Raw genomic sequence first — 20,737 nt, 5'->3', positions numbered from 1 at the left:
GATCAGCGCACCCCCGCCAGCGGTCGCACCGCGCCGTCGCGGGCGGTGACCCGGCCGCGCAACACTGTCGTCGTCACCCTGCCGGGCAGCGTCATCGCCTCGTACGGCGTGTTGTCCGCGACGCTCGCCAGGTCGGGCCCGCGCACCGTCCACTCCGCGTCCGGGTCGACGAGCACGAGATTCGCCGGTTCACCCACCGCGATCGGCCGGCCCTGGTCGTCGAGCCCGACGATCTCGGCGGGTCGCTCGCTCATGACGCGGGCCACGCCGCGCCAGTCGAGCAGTCCGGGCCGCACCATCGTTTCCACCACGATCGACAACGCCGTCTCGAGGCCCAGCATTCCGGGTCGTGCCTGCGAGAACTCGCAGCACTTGTCCTGTTCGGCGTGCGGTGCGTGGTCGGTGGCCACGCAGTCGATGATGCCCTCGGCCAACCCCGCGCGCAGCGCCGCGACGTCCGACGCCTCCCGCAGCGGCGGGTTCACCTTGTTGACGGCGTCGTAGGTCTCGAGCCGCGAGTCGTCGAGCAGCAGGTGATGCGGCGTGACCTCGGCGGTGATCGCGATGCCCTGCCCGCGCGCCCACTTCACGAGTTCGACCGACCCGGCCGTCGAGGCGTGGCAGATGTGCACCCGCGCCCCGGCGTCACGGGCCAGGAGCGCGTCACGCGCGACGATCGACTCCTCGGCGGCGCGGGGCCAGCCCGCCAGGCCGAGCCGGGCGGCAGTGGGTCCCTCGTGGGCGACCGCGCCGACCGTCAGCCGCGGCTCCTCCGCGTGCTGCGCGATGAGCACGCCGAGCGTGGCCGAGTACTCGAGCGCGCGACGCATGATGAGCGGATCGGCGACGCAGTGCCCGTCGTCGGAGAACATCTTGACCCGGCCGACGCCGGCGGCCATCGTCGCCATCTCCGCGAGCTGCTTGCCGGCGAGCCCGACCGTGACGGCGCCCACCGGGTGCACGTCGACCAGACCGACCTCCTGCCCGCGCCGCCACACGTGGTCGGTGACGACCACGGTGTCGGCGACCGGGCTGGTGTTGGCCATCGCGAACACCGCCGTGTACCCACCGAGCGCCGCCGCGGCGGAACCGCTGTCGATCGTCTCGGTGTCCTCGCGGCCCGGCTCGCGCAGATGCGTGTGCATGTCCACGAACCCGGGCAGCAGGATCTGGCCGGCGCCGTCGATGATCTCGACGTCGTCGGGGGCGGTCAGCCCGCTCCCCATGTCGAGGATCTGGCCGTCGCCCAGCAGCAGGTCGGTCGGTTCGCCCTCGCCGTACACCAGAACGTTTCGGATCAGCACGTTCCCGCTCGCGGACATCTGCGGCGCCACCTTCTCGTCTCTCGTCGTGTTCGGGTCGCTCACGCGACCTCCTCCGTGCCCACCAGCAGCCGGAACAGCACTGCCATCCGGACGTGGACTCCGTTCGTGACCTGTTGCAGCACGGCCGTTTTCGGGGAATCCGCGACCGAGGACGCGATCTCCATGCCGCGCAGCATCGGCCCCGGATGCAGGACCACCGCGTGGTCGTCGAGCAAGCCCAGCCGCTTCTCCGACAGCCCGTACGTGATCGAGTACTCCCGCGGCGACGGGAAGAACCCGCCGTTCATCCGCTCCGCCTGCACGCGGAGCATCAGGACCGCGTCGGCGCCCGGCAGTTCGGCGTCGAGCGAGTGCGACACCCGCACCGGCCACGTCTCGACCCCGGCCGGCAGCAGCGTGCGCGGGGCCACCAGGACCACCTCGGCGCCGAGCATCGACAGCAGCAGCGCGTTCGACCGCGCCACCCGGCTGTGCAGGATGTCGCCGACGATCACGATGCGGCGGCCCTCGATGCCGCCGAGTCGCTGGCGCAACGTGAGCGCGTCCAGCAGCGCCTGCGTGGGGTGCTCGTGGGTGCCGTCACCGGCATTGACGATCGCCGGACCGCCGTCCTCGGCCGCCCCGGTCCACGCCGCGATCTGATGTGCCGCACCGGAAGCCGGGTGGCGGACGATCAGCGCGTCCGCGCCGGCCGCCCGCAGCGTCATCGCGGTGTCGCGCAGCGACTCCCCCTTGGACACCGAGGAACTGGACGCGCTGACGTTGATGACGTCCGCGCTCATCCACTTGCCGGCGACCTCGAACGACACCCGCGTGCGGGTGGAGTTCTCGAAGAACACGGTCATCACGGTGCGCCCGCGCAGCGTCGGCAGCTTCTTGACTTCCCGCCCCAGCAGGGCCTGTTCGAACCGCTCCGCCTCGTCGAGCAGCTCGGTCGCAGAATCCCGGTTCAGATCCGCGATGGAGAGCAGGTGCTTCACTTCTCGTTCTCCTCTGCGTGCCCGCTCGACAACACCACACCGTCCCGTCCGTCGTGCTCGGCCAGGAGCACGGCGACGTCCTCGGTGCGTGCGGTGGGCACGTTCTTGCCTACGTAGTCGGCGCGCAGCGGCAGCTCGCGATGGCCGCGGTCGACGAGGACCGCCAGCTGGACCGCGCGCGGGCGGCCCAGGTCGCGCAGCGCGTCGAGGGCGGCGCGGACGGTGCGGCCGGAGAACAGCACGTCGTCGACGAGGACCACGAGTGCGTTGTCGACGCCGCCCTCGGGGACGGACGTGCGCTCGAGCGGCCGGTGCGGCTTGGTCCGCAGGTCGTCGCGGTAGAGCGTGATGTCGAGCGAGCCGACCGGCGGACGGATGCCGGTGAACTCCTCGATCTTGTCCGCGAGGCGCGCGGCGAGCGTGGTGCCGCGGGTGGGGATTCCGATCAGCACGACGCGCGGCGCCGCTTCGACGGCAGCGCCGTCCGAGGCGTCGGCCGAGTCGAGCGCGGTCTTCTCGATGATCTGGTGCGCGATACGGGCGACGGTCCTGCCGACGTCGGCCGGGGACAACAGTTCGCGAGCGTTCGCGGGAAGACCTGATGAGGGCCCTTCGGGCATACGCATTCAGCGACCTCCTTCTCCGCCTCTCTGGACGGATCGTTAAAGGATGTCTGACGCGGGTGAGCCTACCAGCGGCCGATTTCGCGCCAGATTCCGGGCGGGTCCCGGGTGATCAGACCACGCTGCCGCCCACCCCGGTACGGGATGGGCGGCAGCGGAAGTCACTGTCAGGACTCGGAGTCTTCGGGGTCGGCGTCGTCGTTCGCACCACTGTCGGTGGACGCCCGCTGCGACGTCGCGGCAGCGGCGGCGCGCACCTGCGGGGCCACCAGGACGATCTGACCGAGTACACCGTTGACGAATCCGGGCGAGTCGTCGGTGGAGAGCTCCTTGGCCAGTTCGACGGCCTCGTCCACCGCCACGACCGGCGGGACATCGGTGGCGTGGAACAACTCCCACGCCGCGATGCGCAGGATCGCGCGGTCGACCGCCGGCAACCGTTCCAGCGTCCAATCCTGCAGGTGGGACGCGATCACCTGGTCCAGCCGGTCCAGGTTCTCGGCGACTCCCTGCACGACCGTCGCGGTGTACGGGGCGACCGGCGCGACCGAATCGTCGCGGGCCGCGAGCTGTGCCCGCTCCTCCGCGAGTTCCACCGGGTCGACGTCGCGCGCCTCGGCCTCGAACAGGAAGTCGACGGCCCGCTTGCGGGCCTTGTGACGTGCTCCGAGTTTCTTATGCGTGCCCGACACTCAGGAATTCACGCGCCCGAGGTAGTTGCCGTCACGCGAGTCGACCTTGAGCTTGTCGCCGGTGTTGATGAACAGCGGGACCTGGATCTCGGCGCCGGTCTCGAGCGTCGCAGGCTTGGTGCCGCCCGTCGAGCGGTCGCCCTGCAGACCGGGATCGGTGTGCTTGACCTCGAGCTCGACCGTGACCGGGAGTTCGACGAACAGCGGGGCGTCCTCGTGGGTGGCGACCTGGACCTGCATGTTCTCGAGCAGGAAGCGCGCACCGTCGCCGACGATGTCCTCCGCGACCGGGATCTGGTCGTAGGTCTCGCCGTCCATGAAGATGTAGTCGCTACCGTCGTGGTAGAGGTAGGTCATGTCGCGGCGGTCGACCGTGGCGGTCTCGACCTTGACGCCCGCGTTCCAGGTCTTGTCGACGGTCTTACCGGAGAGCACGTTCTTGATCTTCGTACGGACGAAGGCCGGACCCTTGCCGGGCTTGACGTGCTGGAACTCGAGGATCTGCCACAGCTGACCCTCGATCTTCAGCACGAGGCCGTTCTTGAAATCACTGGTATCTGCCACTTGGTTTCGCGTCTCCTTCAGACGATCGTGAAATCCTTGCTGGTGAGAGTGAGGAGTTCCGGCTCCTGCTCGCGAACGACGAGCGTGTCCTCGATCCTGACGCCACCGCGTCCGGAGAAATACACACCCGGCTCGACGGTCACCACCGCACCGCGTAGCAGTGTACCGGTGCCGAGCTTGCCGATCCCGGGCGCTTCGTGGATCTCGAGACCGACGCCGTGCCCGAGTCCGTGCAGGAACAGCTCCCCGTATCCGGCGTCGTCGACGACCGTCCGCGCCGCGGCGTCCACCACCGCGACGTCGGTTCCGGGCGCGAGAGCGGCCCGGCCCGCGGCCTGCGCCCGGGCGACGAGGTCGTAGAGGTCGCGCTGCCACGCCGCGGCGCGGTCGAGGACGTAGGTGCGGGTCATGTCCGAGTGGTAGCCGCCGACCTGCGCCCCGAAGTCCAACTTCACGAAGTCGCCCGACCGCAGCACCGCGTCGGTGGGACGGTGGTGCGGGACGGCCGAGTTGGGCCCGGCGGCCACGATCGTCTCGAACGAGATGCCGTCCGCGCCGTGGTCGAACATCAGCGATTCGAGTTCTCGCCCCACCTCCCGCTCGGTCCGCCCCGGGCGCAGCCCGCCGCGGGCGACGAGGTCGGCGAGCGCCCGGTCCGCGACGGCGCACGCCCGGCGCAGCAGCTCGATCTCGCCCTCGTCCTTGACCTCCCGCAGTTGCTCGACCAGCCGCGGTGCCCGGACCAGCGCGACCGCCGCCGCGGCGTCGGACCACGCGGCGTGCTGATCGAAGGTCACCACGTGACTCTCGAACCCGAGCTTGCCGAATCCCCACTCCGCCGCGGCCTCGAGCAACCGGGGGGCACTGGCACGCGCGATCTCGGCCCGCAGGTCCGGCACCTGCTCGGCGATCTGGACGAGGTACCGCCCGTCGGTGCAGACGACCGTCCGGTCCTCCGTGCCCGGCTCGTCGGCCGCCGCGACCAGCAGCGCCGCGTTCGATCCGGTGAACCCCGTGAGGTAGCGGATGTTCAGCAGATCCGTCACCAGCAGCGCGTCGAGGCCGCGTTCGCGGAGCAACTCGCGCAGCCTCGCACGGCGCGCGGCGGTCGGAGCGGTCACCGATTCTGTCGACATGCCTCGAAACTACGGCAGATCCCCCGCGTCCCCCACCTCCGCCCGACCGTGTGCGACGCCTCTTCGAGCGCTTTGTGTGGGTTAGGACACACGCGCGGAACTCTGCTGGTTACGCTGTGTCACATGAATGGGTGGGTCGTACGTGGTCTCGGTCTGGCATTGGTACACGTCGTGGTGCGCACGTTCTTGGGGGCTGCGGTGACGCAGTGGCCCGAGCAGGGCAGCATCATGCGCTGGTTCTCGCTGGCCGTGGTGATACTGCTGGCGTTCGCGTGGGGGGCGCTGGACGGCATTCGCGACCGGCGCGCCAATCCGGATCCCGACGACGGCGCCGACCTGACCATGATGTGGCTCAAGGCCGCGTTCGTCGCCGGCATCCTCGCCGGTCTCGCCGCCTGGATCGTCGGCCTGCTGTTCGACATCGCGGTCACCTCCGCCGGCCTGTTCTTCGAGGTGACGTCGGGGGCGGCGTTCACCGTGCTGCTGGTCTTCATTCCGTCGACCGTCGGCGTCGGTCTCGGCCGCTTCGTCGCCGGGCGCGACGGCCGCAAGTCCGGTGCGGTGGCACCGGCCGACGATGCCGACCGTGAGGTCGAGGAAGAGGCGGCGGAGAACTACGCCGACAGCGAGTGGTCGTACGAGCACCGCGAGGACGGCGGCGACTACGACGGCGACAACACCGACACCGAGGTCTTCAGCCCGGTCGAGACGCAGGGCGGGAACGGGGGCAGGTCCGGCGGCGCGCACCGCGCCGAGCAGTAGCCCGCGGCGGCGTCCGGACGAGACGACGAAGGGGCCGAGGCGGTGGATCCGCCTCGGCCCCTTCGTTGTTCGTGAACGACCCGCCCTCCGGCGGGTCGCTGTCAGCCGCGCTCCGCCAGGAACCGGAGCGCCAAGGCGTACCCGGCCACGCCGAGACCGACGATCGATCCGGTCGCGACCCCACTCAGGTACGAGTGGTGCCGGAACTCTTCCCGCGCATGCACGTTGGAGATGTGCAGTTCCACCAGCCCGGCGGTCAGTTCCGCACATGCGTCGCGCAACACGATCGACGTGTGCGTCAGTCCCCCGGCGTTGAGGATCACCGGTTCGCGCGCGTCGGCCGCGTCGTGGATCCAGCCGATGAGTTCACCTTCGCTGTCGCTCTGCCGGACCACGACCTCGATCCCCAGTTCCTTCGCGGTCCGCTCGCACAGCGCGACGAGGTCGTCGTGTGTGGTGGAACCGTAGACCTCGGGCTGGCGCTTGCCGAGACGACCCAGATTGGGTCCGTTGACGACCTGCACTCTCACAGCAGCACCGTCCCCCCGCTGGGGCCCGCGTCGCGTGCGACGGCCCCGTACGCGGCGACCAGCAGCGACGGGTCCGGGCCCTCGAGGCGGCCCGGCTTGGCGAGCCCGTCGAGCACGACGAACCGCAGCAGCCCGGCCCGGTTCTTCTTGTCGGTCTGCATGCCCTTCATGAGGTCCGCGAAGGCGTCGCCGTCGTAGGTGGTGGGCAGTCCGACGAGTTCGAGGATCGAGCGGTGCCGGTCGGCCGTGGTGTCGTCGAGCCGTCCGGCCAGGCGGCCCAGTTCGGCCGCGTACACCAGGCCGACAGCCACCGCGGCGCCGTGACGCCAGCGGTAGCGCTCACGACGCTCGATCGCGTGGCCGAGGGTGTGCCCGTAGTTGAGGATCTCGCGCAGGCTCGACTCCTTGAGGTCGGCGGCGACGACCTGCGCCTTGACCTCGACGGAGCGGCGGATCAGCTCGGGCAGCACGGTGCCGGTGGGATCCAGTGCCGCCTCGGGGTCGGCCTCGATGAGGTCGAGGATCACCGGGTCGGCGATGAAACCGGTCTTGATGATCTCGGCCATTCCCGCGACGATCTCGTTGCGGGGCACCGTCTCCAGGGTGGCCAGGTCGATCAGCACCGCGGACGGCTCGTGGAACGCACCGACGAGGTTCTTGCCGGCCTCGGTGTTGATGCCGGTCTTGCCGCCGACCGCCGCGTCGACCATCGCCAGCAAGGTCGTCGGGACGTGCACGATCCGCACTCCGCGCATCCACGTCGCGGCCACGAAGCCGGCGAGGTCGGTCGCGGCGCCGCCGCCGAGGCTGACGATCGCGTCGCTGCGGGTCAGCCCGATGCGCCCGAGCACCTCCCAGCAGAAGCCCGCGACCGCGAGGTCCTTGCCCTCCTCGGCATCGGGAATCTCGATGCGGTGGGCGTCGATCCCCTTCTCGGCGAGTGCCTTTCGCACCGCCTCGGCGGTCTCGGCGAGCGGCGGCTGGTGGAAGATCGCCACGGTGCGGGTGCCTTCGAGTTCCTCGACGAGTTCCCCGAGCAGACCCCGCCCGATGATCACGGGGTAGGGGTCGGCTGTTGCCACCTGGACGCGTACCGGTTCGGTCACTTCTCTACTGCTCCGCTTCTGTCTCGTGTGCCGGGGCGCCCGGGGCGGGCGCGTCGGTCAACTTCGTCACCAACTGCTGGACCACCCGACCGGGGCTGCGGCTGTCGGTGCGCATCCGGATGGTCGCCACCTGCCGGTAGAGCGGCCGGCGTCGTCGCATCAACGCGTGATACTTCGCCTTGGGATCGCCACCGGTCAGCAGGGGCCGGCCGGTGCTGGCGCCGGTCCGCTTGAGTCCTTCCGCGACGCTGATCTCCAGATACACCACGGTATGCCCGGACAGCCGGGAGCGGGTCCGTTCGGACAGGATCGCGCCGCCGCCGAGCGACAGTATTCCGTCGTGCGTCTCGAGCGCCTCCGCGACGACCTGTTCCTCGATCTCCCGGAAGTACGGTTCCCCGTCCGTCGCGAAGATTTCCGGGATGGTGCGGCCGGTGCGGCGTTCGATCTCGACGTCGGTGTCGAGCAGTTCGAGGTCGAACGCCTGCGCGAGCCGCCGACCGATGGTCGACTTGCCCGCGCCGGGCGGGCCGATCAGCACGGCGCGCGGTGTCATCGGATCACCGCGGCGGACGCGCCGCGATGCCCTCGACGTAGCGCTGGTAGTTCGAACGGGTCTCGGCGATCGAGTCGCCACCGAACTTGTCGAGCGCGGCCTGCGCGACGACCAGCGCCACCATCGCCTCCGCCACGACGCCGGCCGCGGGGACCGCGCACACGTCGGAGCGCTGATGGATCGCGACGGCCTCCTCGCCGGTCGCCATGTCGACGGTCGACAGTGCCCGCGGGACGGTGGAGATCGGCTTCATCGCCGCCCGCACGCGCAGCGCCTCCCCGTTGGTCATGCCTCCCTCGAGACCGCCCGCGCGGTTGGTCGAGCGCAGGACGCCGTCAGCCCCCGGGCGCATCTCGTCGTGGGCGGCACTGCCCCGGCGCCGCGCGGTCTCGAAGCCGTCGCCGACCTCGACGCCCTTGATCGCCTGGATGCCCATGAGCGCGGCCGCGAGTTTGGAGTCGAGACGGTCCGCCCCGCTGACGAACGAGCCGAGCCCGACCGGCAGGCCGTGGACGATGACCTCGACGACACCGCCGAGCGTGTCGCCGTCCTTCTTGGCCGCCTCGATCTCGGCGATCATGGAAGCTTCTGCGGCCTCGCCGAACGCCCGCACCGGGCTGGCGTCGATGGTCTCCAGGTCCCCGGCCTCGGGGCCGACGCCGGTGTACGGCTCGGACGCCCCGATCGAGACGACGTGCGAGAGCACCTCCACGCCGAACAGCTGACGCAGGAACTGGCGGGCGACGGTCCCGGCCGCGACTCGCGCGGCGGTCTCCCGGGCGCTGGCGCGCTCGAGCACCGGGCGGGCGTCGTCGAACCCGTACTTGAGCATGCCCGAGTAGTCGGCGTGGCCGGGGCGCGGACGGGTCAGCGGTGCGTTGCGGGCCTGACCGGCGAGTTCGGCCTCGTCCACCGGGTCGGCGGACATGATGGTCTCCCACTTGGGCCACTCGGTGTTTCCGACCTCGATCGCGATCGGGCCGCCGAGGGTGCGGCCGTGCCGGACGCCACCGATGATCGTGACCTTGTCGGCCTCGAACTTCATCCGGGCGCCGCGGCCGTAGCCGAGGCGGCGGCGCGCGAGCTGCGCCGAGATGTCGTCGGACGTCACCTCGACGCCGGCGACCATCCCCTCGAGCATGGCGACGAGGGCGGGACCATGGGACTCTCCAGCAGTTATCCAGCGCAACACGTCCAGCATCTTTCCACGTCGGCAGCCTCACCTTCGACAGCGGGCCGTCCGTCGCACGCGTCACAGCCACCACAACGCCACCGCGGTCGCCGCGCACATCGACGGACCGTGTGGGATCGGGCTTGTCGTGCGCCCGCGCGCGAGCCCGATCGCGGCCGTGAACAGCGGCGCGAGAAGTGCCGCGAACAGCCACGCGGACGCCCCGGCCACGCCGGTCGCGGCCCCGAGACCGAGCGCGAGTTTGACGTCGCCCGCGCCCATCCCCGACGGCGCCGCGAGGTAGAGCACCAGGTACACGCCCGCCAGCAGCAGCGCCCCTCCCACGGCGGCCCGGCCGCTCCCGGCCAGGACCGCGGCGGAGACGATCACCACGGCTCCCGGGAGGGTGAGCGCGTTCGGTAGCCGGCGCACGAGCAGATCGACGGCGCCGAGCATGAGCATCCACGAGACGAGCACGAGCCCCGCGAGCAGGGACGGCCACGGACCGCCGTGCCGGGCGACGACGGCGAACCCGACGGCGCCCGCGCCCGCGCACCATCCGCGCGGGACCGAGACGTCGTCGGCGAACATCGCCGCGCCCCGGCGTATCCCGTACCCGACGACGATGCCGGTGAGCCCGCTCCCGGCCGGCCACCACCAGACGTCCATGGGGACAGCATCGGGTCACCGCCCGACGGGACCGCGGCGCCGACGTGGGCCGACGACAGCCCTGGGGAGCAAGCCGCGCCTGTGGAGAAACGGCGCGGAACGGCTAGCGGATCGCCGCGGCCATCGCCTCGCGCGGCGCGGGGCGATTGGTGAACTGCTCGACCTGGCCGTAGGCCTGGTTGAGCAGCATGGCCAGCCCGCCGACGACCGTGCCGCCCGCGTGCGCAACGGCCGCGGCGAGCGGGGTGGGCCACGGGTCGTAGATGGCGTCGAGGACGAACGGCGCCCGGCCGAGCACGTCGGCGTACGGTGCGGCGCCCGCTGCGGGAACGGTACTGACCAACGCGCCCGCCGCGGCGCACAGCGGTCCGAGGCTGTCGCTGTCGAACGTGACGTGACGCACCCGCAGCCCCACCGCCTCGGCGCACGCGAGCGTGGGCCGGGCACGCGCGGCGTCGCGCGCCACCACGGTGACCGCGTCGACGCCCAGGTCCGCCAAGGCGACCAGGGCGGGACGGGCCGTGCCGCCGGCGCCGACGACCACCGCGTCGCCGCCGGTGAGGTCGCCGACGCCACCCTCGACGAGGGCGCCGCGGACACCGTCCACGTCGGTGCAGTCCGCGCGCCATCCGTCCGCGGTGCGGACCAGCGTGTTGGCCGATCCGATCGTGACGGCACGGTCGGTGCGTTCGGTCGCGAACTCGAGTGCCGCAACCTTGCCGGGCATGGTGACCGAGAGCCCGACCCATTCCGGGCCGAGGCCGGACACCAGGCCGGGTAGCTGCTCCCCCGTGCACTCGATCCGCTCGTACGTCCAGTCGTTCAGCCCCAGCGCGCGGTAGGCCGCCAGATGGAGCAGCGGCGACTTCGAATGCGCGATGGGGCTACCCAACACCGCCGCCTTGCGGGTCGCCGGGTTCTGCGAGTCGGGCATGTCCGTCACCGTCCGCTGTCGAGGATGCCGCTCCGGCGAGCGAGCTCGATGTTCGCCAGGTGCTCCTCGTAGCTGCGGGTGAACAGCGTCGTGCCCTTCTTGTCGATCGTGACGAAGTACAGGAAGTCTCCGGGGGCCGGATCCTCCACGGCGCGAAGGGCGTTGATACTCGGCGACGCGATCGGGGTGGCCGGCAGGCCGGGCATCGCGTAGGTGTTCCACGGCGTGACGCGGGCCCGGTCGGCGTCGGTGGTCGCCACCTCGGTCTCGTCGAGGGCGTAGTTCACGGTGGAGTCGAACTGCAGCGGCTGGTTGACCGCCAGGCGGTTCAGCACGACGCGCGCGACCTTGTCGAAATCGGTGGGCAGCGCTTCACGTTCGACCAGCGACGCGACGACGAGCATCTGATACGGCGCCAGCCCCACCTTGCCGCCCGCGCTCTCGAGCCCGGTGGACTCGTAGCTGTCGGCGCTCGATCCGACGAGGTGGCGCAGGATCTCGACGGGGCTCTGCGTGGGATCGAAATCCCAGCTGCCGGCCGCGATGAGCCCTTCGAGCTGACGGTCGCGGTCCGGGACGTTCGCGACCTGCGCGCGGGCCCAGTCCGGCACCCCCAGCGCCGCCAGGTCGGCGCCGGCTCCGGCGCGGTTGAGGTCGTCGTAGCTGATGCACTTCTCGGCGTCGCCCCGGCCGACGCAGCTCGCCTCGGCGATGAGCGAGTAGATGCCCTTCTTGACGGCACCGGTCTGGACGTCCTTGGTGTCGTGGAGCTGACGACCCTCCGAGACCACCAGCGCGCCGACGCGCGCCTCGGGCGAGACCAGCGCCGACACGGCGTCGGAGCCCGAGATCCGGGTCGCGACGGAGTAGTAGCCCGGCTGTACCGAACCCATCGCATCGTCGTGCAGCGCCGCCCGGTAGAAAGCGGCCGAACTCTTGACGACGTCCTTGGCCGCCATCGCGTCCGCGATCTGATCGGCGGTGTCACCGGGATGGACCTGGACGACCACCTCGGGACCGCCCGGGCCGGCGTAATCGGCGATGTCGCGCCCGGTCACCTTGTCGTACACCGCGAACGCGGCCGCGCCCATGCCGCCGAGAAGGACCGCGCCGGCCAGGACACCGATGACGCGACCGCGGCGCTTGCGCCGAGCGGCGGCCTGCAATCGCCGCGCCTCACCGCGGCTGACGGGACGCGCTCCGACGGCGGTCGGCAGTGCACGACGGCGGGAGTCGTCGTACGCGTACGCGTCGTACTCCGGTTCGTAGCCGTAGCCCGCGCCGTGATCCGGTCCGCCGTACTGCGGCCGCCCGTACCCGTCGTCGTGTCCGGGAGCGGGTTCGTAGGGGCGGCCGTAGTCGTGGCCGTAGTCGTGCTCGCCCGCATAACCGGGAGCCGACTCGTACTCGGGACGACCCGTCGGATCGCGGCGATCGCTCACAGGGCGTCTCCCGACGGTCGATGGCCACCGTCCGCATCCGACACGTTCACCGCTCTGCTCCGCTCGTCCAACCATCCCTGCAAGATCGCCACTGCTGCCGCCTGGTCGATCATCGGCCGCTGCCCCTTCGCTCGGACACCGCTCTCGCGCAGTGCCCGCGACGCCGTGACTGTCGTCAGTCGCTCGTCGGCCATCCGCACCGGGATCGGGGCGACGGCACGCTGCAACCGGCGCGCGAAGGCAGACGCCACGTCGGCGGCCTTGCCGTGCTCACCGCGCAGCGTCTGGGGCAGTCCGACGATAACCTCGACAGCCTCGTACTCCTCGACAAGCGCGACAATCCGCCGGAGGTCGGGCGCGTCGGTGCCCTTCTCCTTGGACCGCGGCACCGTCTCCACCGGCGTCGCGAGGATGCAGTCGGGATCGCACGAGGCGACCCCGATCCGCACGCTCCCGACATCGACGGCGATCCGGCGCCCACGGCCGGGATCGTCGGCCCCGGGCCGGTCGGGGCCCGAACGCGCCGACCGGTCGTCACCCGACACAGCCGGGGGCACCGCTAGGAGTTTCCTGCCAGTTCGGCGACCCGGCCCCGGACGCCTTCGAGCGCCGCCGGGATGCCGGAGACGTCCGACCCCGAGCCCTGCGCCATATCGGCCTTGCCGCCACCGCGTCCACCGATCTGCGGGCCGAAGCTCGCCACCAGCTCACCGGCCTTGATGCCCAGTTCCTGAGCCGCCTTCGTCGTCGCGACGACGAACGGCACCTTGCCGTCGGCGTTGCCGAGCAGCACCACCACCGCGGGCTGCGTGCCGAACCGGCCGCGGATGTCGCTGACCAGACCGCGCAGGTCGTTGCCGGCGACGCCGTCGGGCGCCTGCTCGGCGACCAGCAGCACCTGTCCGATGCGGTGCGCCTTGTCGACGAACGTGCCCGCGGACGCGAGGACAGCGGCAGCCTTGGTGGCCTCGAGTTCCTTCTCGGCCACCTTGAGGCGCTCGACGAGCGCCTCGACGCGGCCCGGAACCTCCTCCGACGGCACCTTCAGCGACGACGCCACACCGGCGAGCAGTGCACGTTCCTTGGCCAGGTAGCGGTAGGAATCGAGCCCGACGAACGCCTCGACGCGGCGCACGCCCGAGCCCACGGACGACTCGCCCAGCAACGTCACCGGGCCGATCTGCGCCGACGTCTGCACGTGAGTGCCGCCGCACAGCTCCATCGAGAACGGTCCACCGATCTCGACGACGCGCACCTCGTCGCCGTAGTTCTCCCCGAACAACGCCATCGCGCCCATCTGCTTGGCCCGGTCGAGGTCGGTGACGAAGGTGTTCACCGTATGGTTGGCGGCGACGGCCTCGTTGGTGACGACCTCGATCTCCTGCTTCTGCGACTCCGACAGCTGGCCCTGCCAGTTGAAGTCGAAGCGCAGGTAGCCGGGCTTGTTGAGCGAACCGGCCTGCACGGCGCCCGGGCCCAGCACCTGCCGCAGCGCCGCGTGCACCATGTGCGTGCCGGAGTGGCCCTGGGTGGCGCCCTTGCGCCACTCGGGGTCGACCTGGGCCAGGACGACGTCACCCTCGGTGAGCTGGCCCTCCTTGACGGTGACCTTGTGGACCCACACCTTCTTGGCGATCTTCTGCACGTCGTTGACCTGTACGCGCAGACCGGACGCCGTGATGGTGCCGGTGTCGGCGATCTGTCCGCCGGCCTCGGCGTACAGCGGGCTGCGGTCCAGGATGACCTCGACGTCCTCGCCCGCCTTCGCGGTGGGCACCCGGACCCCGTTGGAGATCAGCGCCAGCACGTGCGCCTCGGAGACCAGCTCGTTGAAGCCGGTGAACTCGGTGGGTCCGCGGTCGACGAACTCCTTGTAGACCGTGAGGTCGGCGTGCGCGTGCTTGCGTGACTGGGCATCTTCCTTGGCCCGCTTGCGCTGCTCGGCCATCAGCGAGCGGAAGCCCTGCTCGTCGACGCTCAGACCGGCCTCGGCCGCCATTTCCAGCGTCAGGTCGATCGGGAAGCCGTAGGTGTCGTGCAGCACGAACGCCTCGTTGCCGCCGAAGACCTTTTTGCCGGCGGACTTGACCTGGTCGGCCTCCGCCTCGAACATCTTCGAACCGGCCGCGATGGTGCGCAGGAACGCGGTCTCCTCGCCCACGGCGACGCCGACGATGCGGTCGAAGTCGGTGGCGAGATCGGGATACGACGGCGACATCGTGTCGCGCACGACCGTGACGAACTCGCGCATGCTCGGCTTCTCGGCGCCCAGCAGCTTGGCGGAGCGGATGATGCGGCGCAGCAGGCGGCGCAGCACGTAACCGCGGCCCTCGTTGCCCGGGTTGACGCCGTCGGCGATGAGCATGACGGCGGTGCGCGCGTGGTCCGCGATGACGCGGAAGCGCACGTCGGCCTCCGGGTCGGTGCCGTACGTGCGGCCCGACAGCTCCTCGGCCTTGGTGATCACGGGGCGCACGAGGTCCGTCTCGTACACGTTGTCGACGCCCTGCAGCAGGAACGCGACCCGCTCGACACCCATGCCGGTGTCGATGTTCTTCTTCGGCAGCGGGCCGAGAATCTCGAAGCTCTCCTTGCCGGTGCCCTCGCCACGCTCGTTCTGCATGAACACGAGGTTCCAGATCTCGAGGTAGCGGTCCTCGTCGGCCTCGGGGCCACCCTCGGCGCCGTACTCGGGGCCACGGTCGTAGTAGATCTCCGAACACGGACCGCACGGGCCGGGGATGCCCATCGACCAGTAGTTGTCGGCCATCCCGCGGCGCTGGATGCGCTCCTCGGGAATGCCGATCTCGTCGCGCCAGATGTCGCGGGCCTCGTCGTCGTCGAGGTACACGGTGACCCAGAGGCGTTCGGGATCGAAGCCGTAGCCGCCGTCCTCCTGCGAGTCGGTCAGCAACGACCACGCGTGCTTGATCGCGCCGCGCTTGAAGTAGTCGCCGAAGCTGAAGTTGCCGGCCATCTGGAAGAAGGTGTTGTGGCGGGTGGTGACGCCCACGTTCTCGATGTCACCGGTGCGCACACACTTCTGCACGCTGGTGGCGGTGTCGTACGGCGGGGTCTGCTGGCCGAGGAAGAACGGCTTGAACTGCACCATGCCGGCGTTGACGAACAGCAGGTTGGGATCGTCGAAGATCAGCGAGGCGCTGGGCACCTCGGCGTGGCCCGCCTTGACGAAATGGTCGAGGAAGCGCCTACGGATCTCGTGGGTCTGCACCTGGGTTCGTCCTTACGTACGTCTCGTCGAATGGCACCGTCTCCGGCCGCCGATGTCGCCTACGAGGTGCGAATCAGCCATCGGCAAGCTTAACGCCCTCGCGCACGCCGTTTATTCGGCGCGGGTGACCGCCGCCGGGACGGCGCTCGTCCCGGCTCCCGGAGTGTGGCGGGAATCTCAGCGGCCCCGCACGATCCGCCGCAGCTTGCCCACCCGCGCCGCGATCTCCCGTTCGGCTCCGTGCGTGGTCGGCTCGTAGTAGTCGACGCCGACCAGCTCGTCCGGTGGATACTGCTGCGGCAGGATGCCGTCCGGATGATCGTGCGGGTACTTGTAGCCGACCGCGTTCCCGAGCTGCGCCGCCCCGGCGTAGTGGCCGTCCCGCAGGTGCGGCGGCACCAGGCCGGACTTGCCGGCCGACACGTCGGCCATCGCCGCTCCGAGCGCCGCGATGACGGCCCCGGACTTGGGCGCGGTCGCGAGATGGATGGTGGCCTGGGCCAGCGCGAGTCGCGCCTCGGGCATCCCGATGAGCTGGACGGCCTGCGCGGCCGCGGTCGCGGTCTGCAACGCCGTCGGGTCGGCCATCCCGATGTCCTCGCTCGCGTGGACGACGAGGCGGCGCGCGATGAAGCGCGGATCCTCGCCCGCCGTGATCATCCGAGCGAGGTAGTGCAACGCGGCGTCGACGTCGGATCCGCGGATCGACTTGATGAACGCACTGATCACGTCGTAGTGCTGATCCCCGTCGCGGTCGTAGCGGACGGCAGCCTTGTCGACGCTGGACTCGACCGTCTCGAGGTCGAGCACGGCGGGCCGCCGGTCGGTGCGGTCCAACGCGGTCCCGGCGGCGGCCTCGAGCGCGGTCAGCGCCCGGCGCGCATCGCCCGCCGCCAGCCGGATCAGGTGCTCGAGCGCGTCGTCCTCGATCTCGACGGAACCGCCGAGGCCGCGCTCGTCGACGCGGGCGCGCTCGATGACGAGCCGGATGTCGTCGGCCGTGAGCGACTGCAGTTGCAGAACCAGCGACCGCGACAGCAGCGGCGAGACCACCGAGAAGGACGGATTCTCGGTGGTGGCGGCCACGAGCAGCACGATCCGGTTCTCGACCGCGGCGAGGAGGGCGTCCTGCTGGGTCTTCGAGAAGCGATGCACCTCGTCGATGAACAGCACGGTCTGCTCGCCCTGGAGCAGCCGCCGGCGGGCCAGTTCGATGACCCCGCGCACCTCCTTGACGCCCGCGGACAGCGCCGACAGCGCCTCGAACCGGCGCCCGGTGGCACCCGAGATGAGCGACGCCAGCGTCGTCTTGCCGGTTCCGGGCGGGCCGTAGAGCAGCACGGACGACGCGCCGGATCCCTCCACGAGGCGGCGCAGCGGGGCTCCCGGCGCCAACAGGTGCTGCTGTCCGACGACCTCGGACAGCGTCGCCGGGCGCATCCGAACGGCGAGCGGAGCGCCGGGACTCGGTGCGGCCGCCGGGCGCGGCACCGACGGGAGCGGGTCGGGTTCGGCCTCGCGGCCCGTCTCTGCGACCGGCGCCTCGAACAGGCCCGCCGCGTCGTCGGCCGCGTCCGTGTCGCCGAAGAAATCAGTCACACCCGAAACGCTACTAGCCGCCCCCGACGCCTTCCGGGGTCCGTCACTGCGGTCAGCGGCCGAACAGCGACGCGAAGAAGCCCGACTTGGCCGGCTTCGCGCACGTGCAGCGCTGCGCGGCCGGGACGGTCCGCATCACGCTGTCGACATGCTGGCCGCAGCCGCCCCACGTGGTCTTGGCACAGGTCTTGCAGGTGACGGGGTAACACACGGTGGATCTCCTCCGGGGCCGATGGGCGAATTCCACTCCCGATAATACCCCCAGGGGTATCAACCCTCGCCGTGTCGCTCGCCACAGCAGGCCGACGAGCCTGCTCGACCTGCCGCGGGAAGCCCTCCCACCTGCGGGCCTTACGTCGTATAGTCGTCAGAGCGCGACGCGCTTTACAACGTAAGGAATGGTTTCGCGATGGTGAACCGGGACGCGCGCGGCGACGCCGCGCGCACGTTGGCGCTGCTGTGGGAGGGCCGATATCCCCGTGGCGACGAGGCCGGTCAGCGGACGGCGCTGTCCCTCGACGCGATCGTCGAGGCCGCCACGGCGCTGGCGGACGCGCGCGGAACCGCGGCCGTGCCGCTGCGAGCGGTGGGTGAGCGGCTCGGCTGCACCGCGATGGCGCTCTACACCTATGTCGGCGGCAAGGACGAACTACTGGACGTCATGTACGACCGCGCGCATGCCGCCTTCGCGGCCACGCCGGTGGCGAGCGTCGCGGAGTGGGCCGAACGGCTCCTCGATCTGTACGTCGCGCACCCGTGGATGCTCGATCTCGCGCACACGCGGCCCGTCCTGGGGCCGCACCAACAGGAGGTCTTCGAGGCTCTGCTGGGGCTGCTGCTGCCTACGGTCGACGATCGCCGGGACGTCGCGGCCATCGCGTCGTCGTCCTTCTCGCTCGCGGCCGCGGCGGCGCGGTCGGTGGTCGACGCCCGCCGCCAGCCTCACCCGCAAGAGCCGGACGCGGCGCGGGGCCGGTCCGAGCGGATGGAAGCACTCGCGACCGCGGCGCCGGACTTCTCGGATCGGTTCCCGCTGTCGACGACGATGATGGACGGCGCGACGGCCGACGGCGGGGGCCGTCACGCCGGTGACGTGCCGCCCATGGAACACGCGGCGCGGGACAACCTGCGCCGATCGGTCGAACTACTGCTGGCCGGGTCCGGACGCCCCCCGACGGCGTGAGAAGCTACGCGATCCGTTCGCGCAGGCGTGCGACGACGAGCGTGGCGTGGTCGGCGATCGCGTCGTGCCCGGACTGCTCGGCGAACGTGGCCAGGCTCTCCCAGCGCGCCAGCAGAGCGTCGGCGCGCGGCGCCGAGAGCTGATGGTCGCGCACCGCCGCGAGCCGGGTGTAGTCCTCGGGCAGGAACAGGTAGGTGCTGAGCCACACCCACATCAGTTGGGCGTCGAGCACCCGTTCGGTGAGGAGTGCGTCGTCGGCCAGCGCCGGCCACATACCGACGACCTCGGCCCGCCAGGCCTCCGTCATCGCCCGCTGCCGCTCGTACGAGAGGTGAATGCTGCACAGGCACGCCGGGAACGACACGAGCGCGTATGCCAGGTCCAGCGTCGCGTCGCGGAAGCCGCCCCACTCGTAGTCGAGGAATCGGACGCCCTCGTCGTTGACGATGATGTTGTCCGGGCACAGATCGGAGGGGCTGAACGCCCGGAACCGGCCACCGGCGAACAACTTGCCGGCCCGGCCCGCGATGGCCCGGATCTCGTCCGGTACCTCGACACCGAGGCGTTCGGCCAGCAGGTCCGGCACCGTGTCGAGCGAGGCCTGCGCCTGTTCGGCCACGACGTCGCCGCAGTGCGCGACCTCGGCCCGGCGCAGCAGGGCGGTGAAGTCCTCCTCGCGTCCGACCGTCGCGGCGTGCATCCGGCCGAGCGCCTGCGCCATCGCCATCAGCGAATTGGTGACGGTGTCCGGGTCCGCGTTCTTCAGCAGGGCCGCGAACGGGGCCGAGTCCCCGAGGTCGCCGAGCACGAGCAGACGGGTCTCGAAGTCGTAGGCGAGCAGCTCCGCGCCGGGTCGGCTCTCCGTCGCGAGCGCGGTCGCGAACTGGTAGGAGACGGCCTCCCGGAGGAAGGCGACGTCCACGGTCGAGTGCTCGGGCACGTCGAACTCGATGCGCTGCGCCGTCGGCGCCTTGGGCGAGGTCTCGCGGACCTGCTTGATCACGAGGGTGCGCGGAAGCGAGAACGGGTTCTCCGCGACACGGACGCGTACGACGACGGTCCGGCCGCTTCCCCCGAGATCCACCGGGTCGACGAGCCGGACCTGGGCACCGGTCCGCCGGGTGAGCAACTTCTCTGCTGCGGCAACGACCTCTGAGAGGGGTTCCGCCAATATTGCGGTCATCGGTCACCAACCTACCTGGATCCAGCGCTCCCGACCCGACATTCGCCGTCACCTCCGCCGAGTCGGGGCGGATGACCTGCGCAAACGCCGGGTTGCAGCTCGGTCACGGGCTTCGTGAGTCCGCTGCAGCAACAACACGGCGATCGCGGCGATCACGATGCCGGTGAGGTTGACCCCGAGCTGGAGCGCCGACATGAGTGCGACCCGCCAGTCCCCGAGGGTGGCGGCGACCGCGGTGAAGCCCGCGGCGGGCACCGTCGTGACCGAGATGAACACCCCCACCAGGGCGGCGGATTTGGCGGACACGAGCGCGAGCATCCCGGCCGCGCCGGCGAGCAGCGCGACGATGAACGACGACAGCCCCACCCGGTAGATGAAGTCGACCTGGTGCAGGTCCTCGATCGTGTCGAGGCCCACCCACCCGAGCAGCTTGGCTACGAGGGTCGCGACCGCCGCCACCACGATGGCGAACGGGAAACCGATCACGAGAGCGAGGAGGGAACGGCGCGCGAGGCTGAACTTGCGGCGCGCGACCGCAACCGCGAGCGCGGCGAGTGGCCCGAACTCGGGGCCGACGACCATCGCGCCGACGATCGTCACCGGCGAATCGGTCACGATGCCCACCGACGCGAGCAGACACGCGATCGTGAGAAACGCCAGGAACGTGACGTTGAGCGTGGACTCCTCCCGGGTCCGGGAGATCAGCTCCTCCCAAACCACCGAATCGTCCGGATCGCCGGGCGCGGCGCGCTCGGCGCCGCGCGCCGCCTCGGACAGCACGGTCTCGATCGGCACCAGCGTGATGGCGCCACGGAATTCGATCCTCAGCTCGTGCAGCTGATCGAGCACCTCGTTGGCCGACTCGCGCGCGATGTCGGCCTGGACCACGTCCCCGGCGGGTTCGACGGCGGAGCCCCGCGCCACGGTGATGTGCGTGGCGCCGGGCTCCTCCTCGAGCAGCGCGAGGATCTCGTCGGTGTCCTCCTCCGGACAGATCACCCGCAGATGCAGCACGTCGGCCCCCCGTCGTCAGCCATCTCCCCCGGACCG

At 70.8% G+C, this 20,737-nt stretch carries 21 protein-coding genes; 2 read left to right on the top strand and 19 right to left on the bottom strand.

What is annotated here, in order from left to right; genetic code table 11:
* Positions 1-2: 2 nt before the first annotated feature.
* The 6 genes from E7742_RS06530 to E7742_RS06505 all read right to left on the bottom strand — a co-directional run bounded on the left by E7742_RS06530 (position 3) and on the right by E7742_RS06505 (position 5,320).
* Positions 3-1,322: a dihydroorotase gene (locus E7742_RS06530; RefSeq protein ID WP_137801066.1), complete on the bottom strand. Its 1,320-nt coding sequence runs from the start codon at positions 1,320-1,322 to the stop codon at positions 3-5.
* A 41-nt stretch (positions 1,323-1,363) separates the two neighbouring features.
* A complete protein-coding gene (locus E7742_RS06525; protein WP_137798213.1) occupies positions 1,364-2,305 on the bottom strand; it encodes an aspartate carbamoyltransferase catalytic subunit in 942 nt (313 codons plus the stop codon).
* Positions 2,302-2,931, bottom strand: a complete 630-nt coding sequence (gene pyrR / locus E7742_RS06520) for a bifunctional pyr operon transcriptional regulator/uracil phosphoribosyltransferase PyrR (protein WP_137798212.1) — start codon at positions 2,929-2,931, stop codon at positions 2,302-2,304. The genes E7742_RS06525 and pyrR overlap by 4 nt, the downstream gene beginning before the upstream one ends.
* A gap of 164 nt (positions 2,932-3,095) precedes the next feature.
* Positions 3,096-3,620: a transcription antitermination factor NusB gene (nusB, locus tag E7742_RS06515; protein ID WP_137798211.1), complete on the bottom strand. Its 525-nt coding sequence runs from the start codon at positions 3,618-3,620 to the stop codon at positions 3,096-3,098.
* On the bottom strand, positions 3,621-4,184 hold the full coding sequence (efp, locus tag E7742_RS06510) for an elongation factor P (RefSeq protein WP_137798210.1): 564 nt from the start codon (positions 4,182-4,184) through the stop codon (positions 3,621-3,623).
* A 17-nt stretch (positions 4,185-4,201) separates the two neighbouring features.
* Complete coding sequence (locus E7742_RS06505) at positions 4,202-5,320, bottom strand: M24 family metallopeptidase (RefSeq protein WP_137798209.1); 1,119 nt, start codon at positions 5,318-5,320, stop codon at positions 4,202-4,204.
* A gap of 123 nt (positions 5,321-5,443) precedes the next feature.
* Between E7742_RS06505 and E7742_RS06500 the strand changes: the two genes are divergently transcribed.
* On the top strand, positions 5,444-6,082 hold the full coding sequence (locus E7742_RS06500; protein WP_137798208.1) for a B-4DMT family transporter: 639 nt from the start codon (positions 5,444-5,446) through the stop codon (positions 6,080-6,082).
* Between the two features lie 101 nt (positions 6,083-6,183).
* Here the strand turns inward: E7742_RS06500 and aroQ are convergent, their stop codons facing one another.
* From aroQ to E7742_RS23145, 11 genes are all read right to left on the bottom strand, one after another.
* Positions 6,184-6,612, bottom strand: a complete 429-nt coding sequence (aroQ, locus tag E7742_RS06495) for a type II 3-dehydroquinate dehydratase (RefSeq protein WP_137798207.1) — start codon at positions 6,610-6,612, stop codon at positions 6,184-6,186.
* On the bottom strand, positions 6,609-7,718 hold the full coding sequence (gene aroB, locus E7742_RS06490) for a 3-dehydroquinate synthase (RefSeq protein ID WP_137798206.1): 1,110 nt from the start codon (positions 7,716-7,718) through the stop codon (positions 6,609-6,611). The genes aroQ and aroB overlap by 4 nt, the downstream gene beginning before the upstream one ends.
* A 4-nt stretch (positions 7,719-7,722) precedes the next feature.
* Entirely contained in the window at positions 7,723-8,274 is a 552-nt protein-coding gene (locus tag E7742_RS06485; protein WP_137798205.1) for a shikimate kinase, read from the bottom strand.
* Between the two features lie 4 nt (positions 8,275-8,278).
* Positions 8,279-9,466, bottom strand: coding sequence for a chorismate synthase (gene aroC / locus E7742_RS06480; RefSeq protein WP_137801065.1), 1,188 nt, complete (start codon positions 9,464-9,466; stop codon positions 8,279-8,281).
* A 60-nt stretch (positions 9,467-9,526) separates the two neighbouring features.
* Positions 9,527-10,114, bottom strand: a complete 588-nt coding sequence (locus E7742_RS06475) for a prepilin peptidase (protein WP_254699177.1) — start codon at positions 10,112-10,114, stop codon at positions 9,527-9,529.
* A 103-nt stretch (positions 10,115-10,217) separates the two neighbouring features.
* Complete coding sequence (locus E7742_RS06470) at positions 10,218-11,048, bottom strand: shikimate dehydrogenase (RefSeq protein WP_137798204.1); 831 nt, start codon at positions 11,046-11,048, stop codon at positions 10,218-10,220.
* 5 nt (positions 11,049-11,053) lie between these two features.
* The gene (gene mltG, locus E7742_RS06465; protein ID WP_137798203.1) at positions 11,054-12,490 is read right to left on the bottom strand and encodes an endolytic transglycosylase MltG; all 1,437 of its coding nucleotides are present in this window, start codon (positions 12,488-12,490) and stop codon (positions 11,054-11,056) included.
* On the bottom strand, positions 12,487-13,035 hold the full coding sequence (gene ruvX, locus E7742_RS06460) for a Holliday junction resolvase RuvX (protein ID WP_137801063.1): 549 nt from the start codon (positions 13,033-13,035) through the stop codon (positions 12,487-12,489). The genes mltG and ruvX overlap by 4 nt, the downstream gene beginning before the upstream one ends.
* A 14-nt stretch (positions 13,036-13,049) precedes the next feature.
* Complete coding sequence (gene alaS / locus E7742_RS06455) at positions 13,050-15,722, bottom strand: alanine--tRNA ligase (protein ID WP_137798202.1); 2,673 nt, start codon at positions 15,720-15,722, stop codon at positions 13,050-13,052.
* A 177-nt stretch (positions 15,723-15,899) separates the two neighbouring features.
* Positions 15,900-17,321 carry a replication-associated recombination protein A gene (locus E7742_RS06450; protein WP_137798201.1) on the bottom strand — a complete coding sequence of 474 codons (1,422 nt, stop codon included), beginning with the start codon at positions 17,319-17,321 and terminating at the stop codon, positions 15,900-15,902.
* A gap of 52 nt (positions 17,322-17,373) precedes the next feature.
* Complete coding sequence (locus E7742_RS23145) at positions 17,374-17,532, bottom strand: hypothetical protein (RefSeq protein ID WP_175420420.1); 159 nt, start codon at positions 17,530-17,532, stop codon at positions 17,374-17,376.
* Positions 17,533-17,730: 198 nt separating this feature from the next.
* On the opposite strand from E7742_RS23145, the gene E7742_RS06445 reads away from it, so the two are divergent.
* Positions 17,731-18,504: a TetR/AcrR family transcriptional regulator gene (locus E7742_RS06445; protein WP_137798200.1), complete on the top strand. Its 774-nt coding sequence runs from the start codon at positions 17,731-17,733 to the stop codon at positions 18,502-18,504.
* Positions 18,505-18,508: 4 nt separating this feature from the next.
* Here E7742_RS06445 and E7742_RS06440 read toward each other — a convergent pair whose 3' ends face one another.
* The gene (locus E7742_RS06440) at positions 18,509-19,687 is read right to left on the bottom strand and encodes a kinase (protein WP_137798199.1); all 1,179 of its coding nucleotides are present in this window, start codon (positions 19,685-19,687) and stop codon (positions 18,509-18,511) included.
* A gap of 48 nt (positions 19,688-19,735) precedes the next feature.
* Positions 19,736-20,701, bottom strand: a complete 966-nt coding sequence (locus E7742_RS06435; RefSeq protein ID WP_137798198.1) for a DUF389 domain-containing protein — start codon at positions 20,699-20,701, stop codon at positions 19,736-19,738.
* Positions 20,702-20,737: the final 36 nt, after the last annotated feature.

The organism is Rhodococcus sp. SGAir0479 (assembly GCF_005484805.1).
Lineage (GTDB): Bacteria > Actinomycetota > Actinomycetes > Mycobacteriales > Mycobacteriaceae > Prescottella.
The sequence above is the reverse complement of the archived record's forward strand: the minus strand, read 5'-3'. Positions and strand labels throughout refer to the sequence as shown.

Coding starts and splice junctions, on each gene's coding strand:
- E7742_RS06530 (WP_137801066.1), bottom strand. CDS start 1,322: ATGTCCGCGAGCGGGAACGTGCTGATCCGAAACGTTCTGGTGTACGGC.
- pyrR (WP_137798212.1), bottom strand. CDS start 2,931: ATGCGTATGCCCGAAGGGCCCTCATCAGGTCTTCCCGCGAACGCTCGC.
- E7742_RS06505 (WP_137798209.1), bottom strand. CDS start 5,320: ATGTCGACAGAATCGGTGACCGCTCCGACCGCCGCGCGCCGTGCGAGG.
- E7742_RS06500 (WP_137798208.1), top strand. CDS start 5,444: ATGAATGGGTGGGTCGTACGTGGTCTCGGTCTGGCATTGGTACACGTC.
- E7742_RS06485 (WP_137798205.1), bottom strand. CDS start 8,274: ATGACACCGCGCGCCGTGCTGATCGGCCCGCCCGGCGCGGGCAAGTCG.
- E7742_RS06475 (WP_254699177.1), bottom strand. CDS start 10,114: ATGGACGTCTGGTGGTGGCCGGCCGGGAGCGGGCTCACCGGCATCGTC.
- E7742_RS06470 (WP_137798204.1), bottom strand. CDS start 11,048: ATGCCCGACTCGCAGAACCCGGCGACCCGCAAGGCGGCGGTGTTGGGT.
- E7742_RS06445 (WP_137798200.1), top strand. CDS start 17,731: ATGGTGAACCGGGACGCGCGCGGCGACGCCGCGCGCACGTTGGCGCTG.
- E7742_RS06440 (WP_137798199.1), bottom strand. CDS start 19,687: ATGACCGCAATATTGGCGGAACCCCTCTCAGAGGTCGTTGCCGCAGCA.